The following is a 13,816-nucleotide window of genomic DNA, read 5'->3' as shown; positions in this document are numbered from 1 at the left end:
TGTTAGTCCTCTCGGGCAAATAGTGCCTCAATAAAGTCGTCCGCTTTAAACGGACGTAAATCCTCAATACGCTCGCCCACACCGATGTAACGGATAGGAATGCCGAACTGGTCGGCCACGGAGAAGATCACCCCGCCTTTCGCGGTGCCGTCCAGCTTGGTCAGCGTGATCCCGGTCAGTCCTACCGCTTCATTGAACAGCTTCGCCTGGCTGATGGCGTTCTGTCCGGTGCTGGCGTCGATAGTCAGCATAATTTCATGCGGTGCATCTTCGTCCAGCTTCTTCATGACGCGAACGATTTTCTTCAGCTCTTCCATCAGGTGCGATTTGTTCTGCAAACGCCCTGCGGTATCTGCAATCAGCACGTCCACGTTACGCGACTTCGCCGCCTGGATGGCATCGAAAATCACGGACGCGGAATCCGCGCCGGTGTGCTGGGCAATGACCGGAATATTGTTGCGCTGGCCCCACACCTGGAGCTGTTCCACCGCTGCCGCACGGAAGGTATCGCCCGCCGCCAGCATCACCGATTTGCCCTGCTGCTCAAACTGGCGCGCCAGCTTGCCGATGGTGGTGGTTTTACCCACGCCGTTGACGCCAACCATCAGAATAACAAAGGGCATTTTGCCTTCAATATTAAGCGGTTCGTCAACTTTTGCGAGAATTTCACCCATCTCGTCTTTCAGCAGGCCGTACAGCGCCTCGGCGTCACGCAGCTGTTTGCGGTTCGCTCCTTCGGTCAGGTTGGCGATGATTTTCCGGGTGGTTTCCACGCCCACGTCCGCAATCAGCAGTTGCTCTTCCAGCTCCTCAAACAGATCGTCGTCGATCTTCTTGCCGCGGAACAGACTGATAAATCCGGAACCTAAGTTTTCTTTGGTTTTGAGCAGGCTGCGCTTCAGGCGCGCGAAGAAACCTTCTTTGGTCGGTTTTTCCTGCTCCTGAACGATCTCTTCTTCGGCCTGCTCTTCCACCGGCACGACGATGACCGCTTCTTCAGCCGCTTCCGCCGCCAGCGCCTGGGCCTCCAGCTCTTCGTCGGTCAGCTCTGGCTCAAGGGCCGCTTCTTCTTCCACCGCCTCAACAATTTCAACGGTTTCCGCTTCGGCCTGCCACTCTTCGGCAGAAACTTCTTCAGCTTTCACCTCTTCCGGCAGCGGCAGCGCTTCGTGTTCGATAGCGGCCTGCGGCGCTTCGGTAAGGGTTTCAACGATAACCGGCTCTGGTTTTTCGCTCTCCTGAACCTGTTCGGTAACCTCAACCACCTCTTCGGCAAAGGATTCAATCTCTTCTTTGCTGTGGGCTGGCTCTTCCGCTTCGACAACCGCAGCGGTTTCGACAGGCGTTTCAGGCTGTGACTGCTCTTCTACAACCTGCAGTTCTTCGGTTTTCTGTTCTGTTTCTTGCTCTTTTTCACCGAAACCCAACCAGGAAAAGAAGCCACGTTTTTTTTGTTTTGCCATCTGCGACTACACTCCTCGCGGCGCTATATACAGGGAAGCTAAAAAAATGATGAAATAGTCTAACACTTTACTTAATTGACATCACCGCCCGCAATCGCAGGGCATTGTTAACAGAGCTTTCCTGAGATGAAGAAACCCACCCGCGCCCCGGCCGGTCAAATTCGCATTATCGGCGGTCAGTGGCGAGGCCGGAAATTACCGGTGCCGGACAGCCCCGGTTTACGCCCTACCACGGACCGCGTTCGCGAGACGCTGTTTAACTGGCTCGCCCCGTCAATGGTAGACGCCCATTGCCTGGACTGCTTCGCCGGAAGCGGTGCATTAGGGCTGGAAGCGCTGTCGCGCTATGCTGCGAGCGCCACGCTGCTGGAGATGGAGCGCGGCGTCGCGCAGACGTTGCAGCAAAATTTGGCTACGCTGAAAGCAACCAACGCCAAAGTGGTGAATACCAACACGCTGAGCTTCCTCGCGCAACAGGGGACGCCGTTCAACGTGGTGTTTGTTGACCCGCCGTTCCGTAAAGGGCTGCTGGAAGAGACACTATCCCTGCTGGAGCAAAATGGCTGGTTGGCGGACGACGCGCTGATTTACGTTGAAAGCGAAGTGGAAAATGGTCTGCCGCCCGTTCCCGTTCACTGGGATCTGCACCGCGAGAAGGTCGCCGGCCAGGTGGCTTATCGTCTATATCACCGTCAGGCACAAGGAGGATCCGATGCCAGTACTGATTAACGTAGGGCGCTTGCTGATGCTGGGCGTCTGGGCTTTTTTGATTTTGAATCTGGTGCACCCGTTCCCGCGTCCGCTGAATATCTTCATTAACGTGGCGCTGATTTTTACCGCGTTTATGCATGCCTTGCAGATGGTGATGCTGAAAAACGGACTGCCGAAAGATAGCCCACCGATGACCGGCTGGCAGCAGCTGCGGGTGTTTATTTTCGGCGTATTTGAGCTGCTGGTGTGGATGAAGAAGTTTAAGGCGCAGGTGAAGAAGTAACCCCCTCACCCTAACCCTCTCCCCGAAGGGGAGAGGGGACGCTTACACCCTCTCCCCTTCGGGGAGAGGGTTAGGGTGAGGGGAAAATTACTGCTCCGGTTCAAACCCTTCAAACCGCGACCCTTTGTAGCTCAGCGTGCCTTTCTCCCCCACCGTCAACTGGTGGTACTGCTGCGCCTCCAGTCTGAAGGTCATCTCCAGCCCGCCGGTTTCCGGCTTAAAGCTCGCTTCATAGCGCATCGTTGTGCCCGCAGGCGTCACCTGCTGCTGGCGGGATCGGCGGTCATTAAGCGGTTTCTCGCGCTTGTTCGTCACCACCACGCGCTTTTGCATCAGCGGTGCGGCATCGTTGTCGGCCTTCTCACGGCGCTGCTGCACGAAGCGAAACGAGGCGGCAATGACGATAATCGCCAGCACGACAATAAAAAACAGCGGCATCTTGCTCATTGAAAAATCCCATCAGATTATGCGGAATTCAGGATACCTCGCCTGCCCCGGCATTGCCAAACGCCCGCTCGCGTCACTACACTGGATCAGAAACTGATCATTCAGCCTCAACAGTTACAGGGAGTTAATATGCTTTGGTCATTTATCGCTGTCTGTTTTTCCGCATGGCTTTACGTCGATGCGTCTTACCGTGGCCCAGCCTGGCAGCGCTGGTTGTTTAAACCCGTCACGCTATTGCTCCTGCTGTTGCTTGCCTGGCAGGCACCGATGTTTAACGCCATCAGCTATCTTGTCCTCGCGGGGCTGTGTGCGTCCCTGATTGGCGATGCCTTAACCCTGCTGCCGCGCCAGCGTCTGCTGTACGCCGTGGGGGCATTCTTCCTGTCGCATCTGCTCTATACCATCTACTTTGCCAGCCAGATGACGCTCTCCATCTTCTGGCCGCTGCCGCTGGTGCTGCTGGTGATTGGCGCCCTGCTGATCGCGGTGATCTGGTCGCGTCTGGAAGAGATGCGTCTGCCGGTGTGTACGTTTATCGCCATGACGCTGGTGATGGTGTGGCTGGCGGGCGAGCTGTGGTTCTTCCGTCCGACAGCGCCTGCGATGTCCGCGTTCTTCGGTGCCGCACTGTTGCTGTTGGGTAACATCGTCTGGCTGGGCAGCCACTATCGCCGCCGCTTCCGTGCGGATAATGCGATTTCTGCCGCCTGTTACTTTGCCGGACACTTCCTGATTGTGCGTTCACTGTATATCTAAATAACGCTTGACTCTGGAGTCGACTCCAGAGTGTATGCTGCGGTTAATGAGAAAATTATCATTACCGGAGACTGCCATGTCGACTCCAGAAATACCTAAAAAAGTTCCCAAATTCTCGGCACTTAAGCTCAGCCCGGTTCCGCCAAAAGAGGACTGCTGCTGCGAGGGCGCATGCGAAACGCAAACTCAAACGCTGCCTGAAAGCGGCAATCACTACAGCTGGGTCGTCAACGGCATGGACTGCGCGGCCTGCGCCCGCAAAGTGGAAAACGCGGTGAAGCAGGTGCCGGGCGTGAGCCACGTTCAGGTGCTGTTCGCTACCGAAAAGCTGCTGGTCAGCGCCGAAAACGACGTCAGCAGACAGGTTGAAGCCGCCGTCAGCAAAGCGGGTTATACCCTGCGCAGCGAAACGGCGCCCGCAGAAAAAACGTCCCCGCTAAAAGAAAACCTGCCCCTTATCACCCTCATCATGATGATGGCCCTGAGCTGGGGGCTGGAGCAGATCAACCACCCGTTCGGCAACCTGGCGTTTATCGCCACCACGCTGGTTGGCCTGTTCCCGATTGCCCGTCAGGCGCTGCGTCTGATGAGAAGCGGCAGCTGGTTTGCCATCGAAACGCTGATGAGCGTGGCGGCTATCGGGGCGCTGTTTATTGGCGCGACGGCGGAAGCGGCGATGGTGCTGCTGCTGTTCTTAATTGGCGAACGCCTTGAGGGCTGGGCGGCGAGCCGGGCGCGTAAAGGGGTGAGCGCGCTGATGGCGCTAAAGCCGGAAACCGCCACGCGGGTTATTGATGGTCAGCGTGAAACGGTCGCCATCAACACCCTGCGACCGGGTGACGTGATTGAAGTGCCCGCAGGCGGACGTCTGCCAGCCGATGGGGCCCTCGTTACCGCCACCGCAAGTTTTGACGAAAGTGCCCTGACCGGGGAATCCATCCCGGTTGCGCGCGCGGCGGGTGAAAAGGTGCCTGCGGGCGCCACCAGCGTCGACCGACTGGTGCAGTTGACGGTCATTTCCGAACCGGGCGACAGCGCCATCGACCGCATCCTCAGGCTGATTGAAGAGGCCGAGGAGCGCCGCGCGCCGGTAGAACGCTTTATCGATCGCTTCAGCCGGATTTACACCCCCGCCATCATGCTGGTGGCGCTGCTGGTCACCGTCGTCCCGCCGCTGTTCTTCGGCGCGCCGTGGGAGGGCTGGATTTACAAAGGGCTGACGCTGCTGCTGATCGGCTGTCCGTGTGCGCTGGTGATCTCCACCCCGGCGGCGATTACCTCCGGGCTGGCGGCGGCGGCACGTCGCGGGGCGCTGATTAAGGGCGGCGCGGCGCTGGAGCAACTGAGTCAGGTCCAGCACATCGCCTTCGATAAAACCGGCACGCTGACCGTCGGCAGGCCGCAGGTGACCGGCGTGTATCCGCAGGACATCAGTGAAGACGCCCTGCTGACGCTGGCCGCTGCCGTGGAGCAGGGTTCCACCCACCCTCTGGCGCAGGCGATTGTGCGTGAAGCGAAGGGCCGCGGGCTGAACATCCCTCCGGCAACGGCCCAGCGAGCGCTGGTCGGGTCAGGGATTGAAGCTGTGGTCGAAGGCAAAAAAGTGCTGATCGCCGCGGCGGACGCGCGCTCTACTCCACAAGTTGAGGCGCTGGAGCAGGCCGGGCAGACGGTCGTTACCGTGATGCAGGACGGTGTGTCGATGGGCATGCTGGCGCTGCGCGACACCCTGCGTGACGATGCGAAAGACGCCGTCGACGCGCTACACAGGCTGGGAGTACAGGGCGTGATCCTGACCGGCGATAATCCGCGCGCGGCGGCGGCGATTGCAGGCGAGCTGGGGCTGGAGTTTAAGGCCGGATTGTTGCCTGCGGATAAAGTCAGCGCGGTAACCGAGCTGAACAGCAACGCCCCGCTGGCGATGGTCGGGGACGGAATAAACGATGCCCCGGCAATGAAAGCTTCCAGCATCGGCATTGCGATGGGCAGCGGCACCGACGTGGCACTGGAGACCGCCGATGCGGCGCTGACGCACAACCGCCTGACCGGGCTAGCGCAGATGATAGAACTTGCGCGGGCGACGCGCGCCAATATTCGGCAGAACATCGCCATTGCGCTGGGTCTGAAGGGGATTTTCCTGGTCACCACGCTGCTCGGCATGACCGGACTGTGGCTGGCGGTACTGGCGGATACGGGGGCGACGGTGCTGGTTACGGCGAACGCGTTGCGGCTGTTGCGTCAAAGGTAAAAGTGAAACGGCAACCGGGTTGCCGTTTCTCGTGTTTGCCCCCTCTCCCCGCGGGAGAGGGCCGGGGTGAGGGCATCAGGCCGCACGCGTCACTGCATCCCTAACAGCCCCGGCAACCACAATGAAATCGCCGGAATGTACGTCACCATCCCCAGCACGACCAGCAACATACCGTAAAACGGCAGCATCGCCCGCACCACGTGTTCGATCTTCTGCTTACTCACCGCACTCGCCACAAACAGCACCGACCCGACCGGCGGCGTGATCAGCCCAATCCCCAGGTTAACCATCATGATCATCCCAAAATGCACCGGGTCGATACCCAGTGCATTGGTCACCGGCAGCAGCACCGGCGTCAGGATCAGGATGATCGGCGCCATGTCCATCAGCGTGCCAATCAGCAGCAGCATGATGTTGAGGTACATGAGGATCACGTACTTGTTATCGGAGAGCGATGTGAAGAATTCGGTGATGCGCATCGGCAGTTGCATGTAGGTCATCACCGCCCCAAACGCCGCGGCAAAGCCGATTAAAATCATCACGATGGTGACGGTTTTCACCGTGCGGCACATCAGCTTCGGCAGTTCGCTCCACTTGTAGTCGCGGTAGATAAACATGGTGACGAAGAACGCCCACAGGCAGGCCACGGCGGCAGATTCGGTGGCGGTAAAAATCCCGGACAAGATCCCGCCGAGGATAATCACCACCGTCATCAGCCCCCACAGGGCATCGAGCATAATTTTCAGCGCCTGCCTGAACGGGATTTTGTCCCCCTTCGGGTAGCCGCGCTTGCGGGCGAAGCACAGGCAGAGCACCATCAGGCTCACCCCCAGCAGCAGGCCCGGCAGCACGCCCGCGATAAACAGCGTGGCGATGGAGACCGTTCCCCCCGCCGCCAGGGAGTAAATCACCGAGTTGTGGCTGGGCGGGATCAGAATCGCCTGCACCGACCCGCTGGCCGTCACCGCCGCCGCGTATTCGCGCGGATAACCCTTCTTCTCCATCTCCGGGATCATCACGCTGCCGATAGACGCCGTATCCGCCACCGACGAGCCGGAAATCGCGCCGAAGAACGTCGAGGCGACAATGTTCACCAGCGACAGCCCACCGCGGATAAAGCCGACGAACACGTAGGCGAAATTCACCAGCCGTCGGGCAATGCCCCCTTCCGCCATGATCGCCCCGGCAAGAATGAAGAACGGGATTGCCAGCAGGGTAAATTTATTGACCCCGCTGGTGATCTGGATCATCAGCGCCTCCAGCGGCAGGTCAATCCACAGCGCGCCCGCCACGGCGCTTAAGCCGACGGCGAAGGCCACCGGCATCCCCAGCGCCAGCAAAATGGCGAGGGTGAATAACAAAACAAAAGCATCCATTGTTCACCCCTTAACTGTGATTGCCGATCAGCACGACCGGACGGTTTTCCTGCGAGCCAAACAGCAGGCGTTCAAGCACAAACAGGATCAAAATGGCCGACCCGACAGGCAGCGGCAGATAGCTTTCGCCGGAGGTCAGGAGCGGAAACTCCGCCACCGGCTGCTCCCACAGCTCGACGCACAGCCAGTAGCTGTACCAGCACATCAGGCCGGAGATGAGCAGCATCAGCAGATCCACCACTCGCGCGCATACTCTTTGCAGCGACGCGGGCAGGCGGTCGGTGAGCATGTTGACCGCGATATGCGACCCGGCGCGATAGCTCACCGCCGCGCCGATAAAGGTAAACGTCACCATGCAGATAATGGCGATCGGCTCCGGCCAGGATTCGCCGCGATTGAGCACGTAGCGTGAGAAGATGCCGATGGGGATGACAATCGTCATCACCAGCAGCGAGAGACCCGCCACCGCCATGGCGAGCAGGTACAGACGATCCATCCACTTCAGGTAGAGTTCGGACATACGTACTCCGGATTACTGAACGTCAGCGATGGCTTTCATCAGATCCTGATGCTTGTCGCCATACTGCGCGCGCACCGGCTCAGTGGCTTTGATGAACACCGTTTTGTCGATATCGTGGAACTTCACGCCGCCAGCCTTCATTTTTGCCAGCGCCTGGTCGTTATACGCATTCCACAGCTTGCGCTGCTCGAACTGCGCTTCGCGGGCCAGCGTCAGGATCTTTTGCTGTTCGTCAGCGCTCAGTTTGTCCCATTTCACTTTGGAGTAGAGCAGCATTTCCGGAGTGATAAAGTGGCCGCTCAGCGTGTAGTTTTTGGCGATCGGCATGTAGTTGTGGGCGATAAAGGTTGGCGGGTTGTTCTCCGCGCCATCGATCACCCCGGTCTGCATGCCGCTGTAAACCTCGCTGACGCCCATCGCCACCGAGTTCGCCCCCATCGCTTTCAGCGTGGCCAGCGCCACCGGGCTACCCTGAACGCGGATCTTCTTCCCTTTCAGGTCTTCCGGTTTAACGATTGGCTCTTTGGTGATCAGGTTGCGGGTGCCGGAATCCATCCAGCCGAGGAAGACCAGGCGCGATTTCGGGTTGGCGGTCAGCTTGTCGCCAATCTGCTTGCCGATATCCCCGTCGATCACCTTGTGCATGTGGTCTTCATCGCGGAATACGTAGGGCAGCGTAAACACTTCGATATCCGGCAGGATGGCGGCAACCGGCGCCATAGAGACGCGGATCATGTCTATCGCCCCCATCTGCGCCTGCTCAATCATCTGCTTTTCATCCCCCAGCACGCCGCCGGGGAAGACCTTAATCTCCAGCTTGCCATCGGTTTGTTGTTTGAGTTTTTCACCCATCTGCTGAACCGCCACCACGTTCGGGTAGCCTTCAGGATGCACATCGGCGGCTTTGATGGTCTGGGCAGAAACGGTGCAGGCAAAAGCAGACAGGCACAGAGCAGCCAGTAACGGCTTGAGGGTCGTTTTCATTGAGTCAACTCCAGGGTAGTGAAATAAGCGTTAAAACGATGTTTTAGTTTTTGACGTTTAAAAATTAGACTACGGCTGGAAAAAGGAGGGTGAAGCGCCTCACAAAAAGCGCGAAATTTTGAAACGATGGTTCGAAATTGTGATGGGTGCTTGTCGGGTGGCGGCTGCGCCTTACCCGACCTACTACACCCGTAGGCCCGTGCAAGCGAAGCGCCGCCGGGCATCAGGCCGCACTTACCCCTTACGAATCAAATACCGGTACGGCAAGGTCTCGGTTTGCTGCGCTACCAGTTCATGTTCCATAAAGGTACAAAAACCGGGAATATCGCGGGTAGTGGCCGGGTCATCGGCGACGATCAGCAGCGTTTCGCCGCTCTGCATGTTACGGACGGTCTTACGCACCATCATTACCGGCTCCGGGCAACGGAGGCCCTGAGCATCAAGCGTGTGGTCTGGGCTGGAAAACAGGTCGGTCATGTTCTTCTCGTTCAGGTAAAAACGGCTGTAGTTTACGCCCCGCTATCGCCAATGCAAACCAGGTTAACGATTGCGTGAAAATTAGCCATTGCAAAGTGTCGTCAAAGCAGTATCATGCGGCGGCTTTATTGGGTTCCCTCACCCCAAATATTAATCAAAAAGGTACAATATGAACTCCTTTACACAATCGCAACGCGTCAAGGCGTTGTTCTGGCTTTCGCTATTTCATCTGCTGGTGATCATCTCCAGTAACTATCTGGTACAGCTCCCCATCTCCATTTTTGGTTTCCATACCACCTGGGGCGCGTTCAGTTTCCCGTTTATTTTCCTTGCGACGGATTTAACCGTGCGTATTTTTGGCGCACCGCTGGCGCGGCGGATTATTTTTGCGGTGATGATCCCGGCACTGTTTGTCTCCTACGCCATCTCCTCGCTGTTTTACATGGGCAGCTGGCAGGGCTTCGAAGCGCTGACGCACTTCAACCTGTTCGTCGCGCGTATTGCCGCCGCCAGCTTTATGGCCTATGCCCTGGGGCAGATCCTTGATGTCCACGTGTTTAACCGCCTGCGTCAGAACCATCGCTGGTGGATGGCACCAACGGCTTCCACGCTGTTCGGTAACGTGAGCGATACGCTGGCCTTCTTCTTCATTGCCTTCTGGCGCAGCCCGGACGCCTTCATGGCAGAACACTGGATGGAAATCGCTCTGGTGGACTACGCCTTTAAGGTGCTTATCAGCCTGGTCTTCTTCCTGCCGATGTACGGCGTGCTGTTGAATATGCTGCTGAAAAGACTGGCAGATAAATCTGAAATGTCCGCATTGCAGGCAGGTTAAGGGTTCGCTTTATCAGTTGTGATAAGATGAACGAATGAGCCGCTATGGCCGTTTATCGAAAGGAAGAAGTCAATGCGCAATCTGGTTAAATATGTCGGGATTGGCCTGCTGGTTGTTGGCCTTGCAGCCTGTGATAACAGCGACACCAAAACGCCTGCTCAGGGCGCGTCAGCAGAAAGCAACGCCACCGGTCAGCCGGTGAGCCTGATGGATGGCAAACTCAGTTTCTCTCTGCCCGCGGACATGACCGATCAGAGCGGTAAGCTGGGCACCCAGGCGAACAACATGCACGTCTATTCCGATGCCACCGGGCAAAAAGCAGTCATTGTGATTGTCGGTGACGATACCAGCGAAGATCTGGGTGTGCTGTCCAAACGTCTGGAAGATCAGCAGCGCAGCCGCGACCCGCAGCTTCAGGTGGTGACCAATAAGTCTATCGAGCTGAAAGGCCACACGCTGCAACAGCTGGACAGCATCATCTCCGCCAAAGGCCAGACCGCTTACTCCTCCGTGGTTCTCGGCAAGGTAGATAATAAACTGCTGACCATGCAGATCACTCTGCCTGCAGATAATCAGCAAAAAGCGCAGGCAACCGCTGAAAACATCATTAACACCCTCGTGATCCAGTAATCGTTCACCAGGATGACGTGGCCTCCGTCGCTTGCGCCGGGGGCCATTTTTTTTCCATGACTTTAAGACTAACGCTCCAGACGAAGCGAATCCGGCGCACTACAATTAGCAAGCCCCCCGGAAAAAGGAATTCTTATGACTGCCAGCCCGCCCGACAAAGCCGGACTTCATATTTTATTAAAACTCGCCTGCCTGGTGGTTATCCTTGCGGGTATCCATGCGGCGGCGGATATCATTGTTCAGCTTCTGCTGGCGCTGTTTTTCGCCATCGTCCTCAACCCGCTGGTGACGTGGTTTTTACGCCGGGGCATCAGCCGCCCGGTCGCGATTACCATTGTGGTGATGGTGATGCTGGTTGTCCTGACGGCGCTGTTCGGCGTGCTCGCCGCCTCGCTGAGCGAATTTTCCACCATGCTGCCGCAGTACAATAAAGAGCTGACGCGCAAGCTGGTCGATCTCCAGCGCATGTTGCCGTTCGTGAATCTGCATATCTCACCGGAACGGATGCTGCGCCGGATGGATTCCGAGAAGGTGATGACCTACGCCACCACGTTGATGACCGGGCTTTCCGGGGCAATGGCCAGCATTCTGCTGCTGGTGATGACGGTGGTGTTTATGCTGTTCGAAGTGCGCCACGTGCCGTATAAGCTGCGTTTTGCCCTGAACAATCCGCAGATCCACATTGCCGGCTTGCATCGCGCGCTGAAGGGTGTGTCCAAATATCTGGCGCTGAAAACGCTGTTAAGCCTGTGGACCGGCGTGATCGTCTGGCTGGGGCTGGTGCTGCTGGACGTGCAGTTCGCGTTGATGTGGGGCGTTCTGGCGTTTTTACTGAACTACGTGCCCAATATCGGCGCGGTGCTTTCTGCCGTTCCGCCGATGATCCAGGCGTTCCTGTTTAACGGTTTTTATGAGTGCATGCTGGTAGGGGCGCTGTTCCTCGTCGTGCATATGGTGCTGGGCAATATTCTCGAACCGCGCATGATGGGTCACCGTCTGGGCATGTCGACGATGGTGGTGTTTTTATCGTTACTGATCTGGGGATGGCTGCTGGGACCGGTGGGCATGTTGCTCTCCGTGCCGCTCACCAGCGTCTGTAAAATCTGGATGGAAACCACGAAAGGAGGCAGTAAACTCGCCATCCTGCTGGGTCCGGGTCGGCCAAAAAGCCGTTTGCCGGGATAACCGGGTGGAAAGGGTTAAAAGTGACGTTTATTCGCCAGCGCGACGACAACATTGTACGATGTGCGCAGCAAATCGCGCTGGCGAAGAAAAAGTCACAGAAACAGGTTTATCGCGGACGCGCGTAGATGAAATTTACACTTACCCTTATCGACTGGCAGGCAAGAGCGCCAGGACTCAGCGATGCCGACGAATGGCAGGCATGGTCACGCCGGTCTGACGCCATCGATCCTGATGCACCGCTGGCGAAACTGACCGATCTGCCGATGATGACCGCCCGCCGCCTGAATTCAGGCAGCAAGCTGGCCGTCGATCTTGGCCTGATGATGCTGCGCAAACACCGCATCGACGCCGTCGTCTACAGCAGCCGTCACGGGGAGCTGGAACGCAATTTTCGTATTCTCCAGGCCCTGGCGGCAGATCAGCCCGTTTCCCCCACCGATTTTGCCATGTCGGTACACAACTCGGCGGTCGGCAATCTCACTATCGCCGCGCGTCAGCCTGTTGTCTCTTCGTCGGTTTCCGCCGGTATGGATACCTTCCAGCAGAGCTTATGCGAGGTGCTGAGCCTGCTGCATGCGGGCTACTCACGCGTGTTGCTGGTAGATTTCGACGGTCTGCTGCCAGAGTTTTATCACGCCGGGCTGCCGCCGCAGATGCCCGTCTGGCCCTACGCGCTGGCGCTGGTAATTGAGGCCGGAAATACGCTCAGCTGTGAAACGCACGCCAACCGCAGGCCTGAAGAGCCCGCGCTGCCGCAAAGCCTGCAGTTCCTGCGCCATTACCTGCGGGACGAGCGCCAGTTTACCCTGCCGGGCGAGCGCCTGCTGTGGCAATGGACGCGCCAATGAGAGGGTTACGTTCCCGCCTCGATCGGGTATGGCGCATGCTGATGACCGGATTGTGCTTCGCCCTGTTCGGCCTCGGCGGGCTGACGCTGTCGCTGGTGTGGTTTAACCTGCTGCTGATTTTCCAGCGTGACCGCACCCAACGTCGCCGCCTGGCACGCCGCACTATTTCTGCCAGTTTCCGCCTGTTCCTCGCGGTGGTACGCGGTGTAGGGGTACTGGATTACCGTTTCAACAACCTGGACGTTTTGCGCGCCGAGCGGGGCTGTCTGGTGATTGCGAACCATCCCTCGCTGCTGGACTACGTTCTGCTGGCGTCGGTGATGAACGAAACTGACTGTCTGGTGAAAAGCGCGTTGCTGCGTAACCCGTTCGTCAGCGGCGTGATCCGCGCGGCGGACTATCTGATTAACAGCGAAGCCGACACGCTGCTTGCCGCAAGCCAGCAGCGTCTGGCCCAGGGCGACACCCTGCTTATCTTCCCTGAAGGCACCCGCACCCGGGTGGGAGAAGCCATGACCCTGCAACGTGGGGCGGCGAATATCGCCGTTCGCTGCAACAGCGCCGTGCGCGTGGTGGTGATCCACTGTAGCGAACGGATGCTGGATAAACAGAGCAACTGGTATAACGTGCCCCCCAACAAACCTGTTTTCACCGTGGATGTTCGCGAACGCATCAACATTCATGATTTTTATGATGCGAGTCAGCACGAACCGGCGCTGGCAGCAAGGCAGTTAAACCGGCATATGCAGCATCAGTTAACAACCGGTCTTCAATCTTTGTCAGGAACGAAAGATGCAAGCGCTCTATCTTGAAATTAAGAATCTCATTATCTCTACGCTGAATCTGGAAGAACTTACCCCAGAGGATATTGATACAGACGCCGCGCTCTTTGGCGACGGCCTCGGTCTGGACTCAATCGACGCCCTTGAGCTGGGGCTGGCGGTAAAAAATCAGTACGGCGTAGTGCTTTCTGCCGAAAGTGACGAGATGCGTCAGCACTTCTATTCCGTTGCCACGCTCGCGGCTTTTATTCATCAACAACGCGCCTGAGAA

Annotated in this window: 16 protein-coding genes; 10 read left to right on the top strand and 6 right to left on the bottom strand. The window is 57.8% G+C overall.

The genetic code is table 11. The annotated features are described in order from the left end of the window. Positions 1 to 2: 2 nt before the first annotated feature. Positions 3 to 1,463, bottom strand: coding sequence for a signal recognition particle-docking protein FtsY (gene ftsY / locus ACOTXC_RS14805; RefSeq protein WP_126490656.1), 1,461 nt, complete (start codon positions 1,461 to 1,463; stop codon positions 3 to 5). A 126-nt stretch (positions 1,464 to 1,589) separates the two neighbouring features. Here ftsY and rsmD point away from each other — a divergent pair, with 126 nt between their 5' ends. Both rsmD and ACOTXC_RS14795 read left to right on the top strand, forming a co-directional pair. Continuing rightward, positions 1,590 to 2,192, top strand: coding sequence for a 16S rRNA (guanine(966)-N(2))-methyltransferase (gene rsmD, locus ACOTXC_RS14800; protein WP_063853835.1), 603 nt, complete (start codon positions 1,590 to 1,592; stop codon positions 2,190 to 2,192). Further along, complete coding sequence (locus ACOTXC_RS14795) at positions 2,176 to 2,457, top strand: DUF1145 family protein (RefSeq protein WP_022649670.1); 282 nt, start codon at positions 2,176 to 2,178, stop codon at positions 2,455 to 2,457. The genes rsmD and ACOTXC_RS14795 overlap by 17 nt, the downstream gene beginning before the upstream one ends. An 87-nt stretch (positions 2,458 to 2,544) precedes the next feature. On the opposite strand, the gene ACOTXC_RS14790 is transcribed toward ACOTXC_RS14795, so the two are convergent. Then, positions 2,545 to 2,904 carry a DUF2500 domain-containing protein gene (locus ACOTXC_RS14790; RefSeq protein ID WP_022649671.1) on the bottom strand — a complete coding sequence of 120 codons (360 nt, stop codon included), beginning with the start codon at positions 2,902 to 2,904 and terminating at the stop codon, positions 2,545 to 2,547. A 129-nt stretch (positions 2,905 to 3,033) separates the two neighbouring features. Between ACOTXC_RS14790 and ACOTXC_RS14785 the strand changes: the two genes are divergently transcribed. Continuing rightward, positions 3,034 to 3,660 (top strand): lysoplasmalogenase, encoded by a 627-nt coding sequence (locus ACOTXC_RS14785; protein WP_022649672.1) that lies wholly within the window; start codon positions 3,034 to 3,036, stop codon positions 3,658 to 3,660. A 76-nt stretch (positions 3,661 to 3,736) separates the two neighbouring features. Next, entirely contained in the window at positions 3,737 to 5,908 is a 2,172-nt protein-coding gene (gene zntA / locus ACOTXC_RS14780; protein WP_421767800.1) for a Zn(II)/Cd(II)/Pb(II) translocating P-type ATPase ZntA, read from the top strand. 89 nt (positions 5,909 to 5,997) lie between these two features. On the opposite strand, the gene ACOTXC_RS14775 is transcribed toward zntA, so the two are convergent. The 4 genes from ACOTXC_RS14775 to tusA all read right to left on the bottom strand — a co-directional run bounded on the left by ACOTXC_RS14775 (position 5,998) and on the right by tusA (position 9,265). Then, positions 5,998 to 7,284, bottom strand: a complete 1,287-nt coding sequence (locus ACOTXC_RS14775; protein WP_022649674.1) for a TRAP transporter large permease — start codon at positions 7,282 to 7,284, stop codon at positions 5,998 to 6,000. Positions 7,285 to 7,294: 10 nt separating this feature from the next. Further along, positions 7,295 to 7,804, bottom strand: coding sequence for a TRAP transporter small permease (locus tag ACOTXC_RS14770; RefSeq protein ID WP_063929365.1), 510 nt, complete (start codon positions 7,802 to 7,804; stop codon positions 7,295 to 7,297). A 12-nt stretch (positions 7,805 to 7,816) separates the two neighbouring features. Next, on the bottom strand, positions 7,817 to 8,788 hold the full coding sequence (locus ACOTXC_RS14765) for a TRAP transporter substrate-binding protein (protein WP_022649675.1): 972 nt from the start codon (positions 8,786 to 8,788) through the stop codon (positions 7,817 to 7,819). A gap of 234 nt (positions 8,789 to 9,022) precedes the next feature. After that, on the bottom strand, positions 9,023 to 9,265 hold the full coding sequence (gene tusA / locus ACOTXC_RS14760) for a sulfurtransferase TusA (protein WP_000130627.1): 243 nt from the start codon (positions 9,263 to 9,265) through the stop codon (positions 9,023 to 9,025). A gap of 169 nt (positions 9,266 to 9,434) precedes the next feature. Here tusA and ACOTXC_RS14755 point away from each other — a divergent pair, with 169 nt between their 5' ends. From ACOTXC_RS14755 to ACOTXC_RS14730, 6 genes are all read left to right on the top strand, one after another. Continuing rightward, positions 9,435 to 10,100 carry a 7-cyano-7-deazaguanine/7-aminomethyl-7-deazaguanine transporter gene (locus ACOTXC_RS14755; protein ID WP_045622192.1) on the top strand — a complete coding sequence of 222 codons (666 nt, stop codon included), beginning with the start codon at positions 9,435 to 9,437 and terminating at the stop codon, positions 10,098 to 10,100. A gap of 72 nt (positions 10,101 to 10,172) precedes the next feature. Beyond that, positions 10,173 to 10,730, top strand: coding sequence for a DcrB family lipoprotein (locus ACOTXC_RS14750; protein ID WP_022649677.1), 558 nt, complete (start codon positions 10,173 to 10,175; stop codon positions 10,728 to 10,730). Between the two features lie 135 nt (positions 10,731 to 10,865). Next, positions 10,866 to 11,915, top strand: coding sequence for an AI-2E family transporter (locus ACOTXC_RS14745; RefSeq protein WP_003861270.1), 1,050 nt, complete (start codon positions 10,866 to 10,868; stop codon positions 11,913 to 11,915). Between the two features lie 125 nt (positions 11,916 to 12,040). Then, on the top strand, positions 12,041 to 12,763 hold the full coding sequence (locus ACOTXC_RS14740) for a beta-ketoacyl synthase chain length factor (protein WP_023307137.1): 723 nt from the start codon (positions 12,041 to 12,043) through the stop codon (positions 12,761 to 12,763). Further along, positions 12,760 to 13,575, top strand: a complete 816-nt coding sequence (locus tag ACOTXC_RS14735) for a lysophospholipid acyltransferase family protein (RefSeq protein ID WP_038416873.1) — start codon at positions 12,760 to 12,762, stop codon at positions 13,573 to 13,575. The genes ACOTXC_RS14740 and ACOTXC_RS14735 overlap by 4 nt, the downstream gene beginning before the upstream one ends. Next, a complete protein-coding gene (locus ACOTXC_RS14730; RefSeq protein WP_003861263.1) occupies positions 13,556 to 13,813 on the top strand; it encodes a phosphopantetheine-binding protein in 258 nt (85 codons plus the stop codon). The genes ACOTXC_RS14735 and ACOTXC_RS14730 overlap by 20 nt, the downstream gene beginning before the upstream one ends. The last annotated feature ends 3 nt before the right edge of the window (positions 13,814 to 13,816 follow it).

Source organism: Enterobacter cloacae complex sp. IR5428 (assembly GCF_049238585.1).
GTDB classification, from domain to species: Bacteria; Pseudomonadota; Gammaproteobacteria; order Enterobacterales; family Enterobacteriaceae; genus Enterobacter; species Enterobacter intestinihominis.
This window is presented reverse-complemented; position numbering and strand designations above follow the sequence as displayed.

Excerpts from the sequence above, each read along its gene's own strand:
- ACOTXC_RS14730 (WP_003861263.1), top strand. The coding sequence starts at position 13,556 with ATGCAAGCGCTCTATCTTGAAATTAAGAATCTCATTATCTCTACGCTG.
- ACOTXC_RS14775 (WP_022649674.1), bottom strand. The coding sequence starts at position 7,284 with ATGGATGCTTTTGTTTTGTTATTCACCCTCGCCATTTTGCTGGCGCTG.
- ACOTXC_RS14795 (WP_022649670.1), top strand. The coding sequence starts at position 2,176 with ATGCCAGTACTGATTAACGTAGGGCGCTTGCTGATGCTGGGCGTCTGG.
- ACOTXC_RS14745 (WP_003861270.1), top strand. The coding sequence starts at position 10,866 with ATGACTGCCAGCCCGCCCGACAAAGCCGGACTTCATATTTTATTAAAA.
- ACOTXC_RS14740 (WP_023307137.1), top strand. The coding sequence starts at position 12,041 with ATGAAATTTACACTTACCCTTATCGACTGGCAGGCAAGAGCGCCAGGA.
- ACOTXC_RS14735 (WP_038416873.1), top strand. The coding sequence starts at position 12,760 with ATGAGAGGGTTACGTTCCCGCCTCGATCGGGTATGGCGCATGCTGATG.
- rsmD (WP_063853835.1), top strand. The coding sequence starts at position 1,590 with ATGAAGAAACCCACCCGCGCCCCGGCCGGTCAAATTCGCATTATCGGC.
- ftsY (WP_126490656.1), bottom strand. The coding sequence starts at position 1,463 with ATGGCAAAACAAAAAAAACGTGGCTTCTTTTCCTGGTTGGGTTTCGGT.
- ACOTXC_RS14790 (WP_022649671.1), bottom strand. The coding sequence starts at position 2,904 with ATGAGCAAGATGCCGCTGTTTTTTATTGTCGTGCTGGCGATTATCGTC.
- zntA (WP_421767800.1), top strand. The coding sequence starts at position 3,737 with ATGTCGACTCCAGAAATACCTAAAAAAGTTCCCAAATTCTCGGCACTT.
- tusA (WP_000130627.1), bottom strand. The coding sequence starts at position 9,265 with ATGACCGACCTGTTTTCCAGCCCAGACCACACGCTTGATGCTCAGGGC.
- ACOTXC_RS14750 (WP_022649677.1), top strand. The coding sequence starts at position 10,173 with ATGCGCAATCTGGTTAAATATGTCGGGATTGGCCTGCTGGTTGTTGGC.
- ACOTXC_RS14770 (WP_063929365.1), bottom strand. The coding sequence starts at position 7,804 with ATGTCCGAACTCTACCTGAAGTGGATGGATCGTCTGTACCTGCTCGCC.
- ACOTXC_RS14785 (WP_022649672.1), top strand. The coding sequence starts at position 3,034 with ATGCTTTGGTCATTTATCGCTGTCTGTTTTTCCGCATGGCTTTACGTC.
- ACOTXC_RS14755 (WP_045622192.1), top strand. The coding sequence starts at position 9,435 with ATGAACTCCTTTACACAATCGCAACGCGTCAAGGCGTTGTTCTGGCTT.
- ACOTXC_RS14765 (WP_022649675.1), bottom strand. The coding sequence starts at position 8,788 with ATGAAAACGACCCTCAAGCCGTTACTGGCTGCTCTGTGCCTGTCTGCT.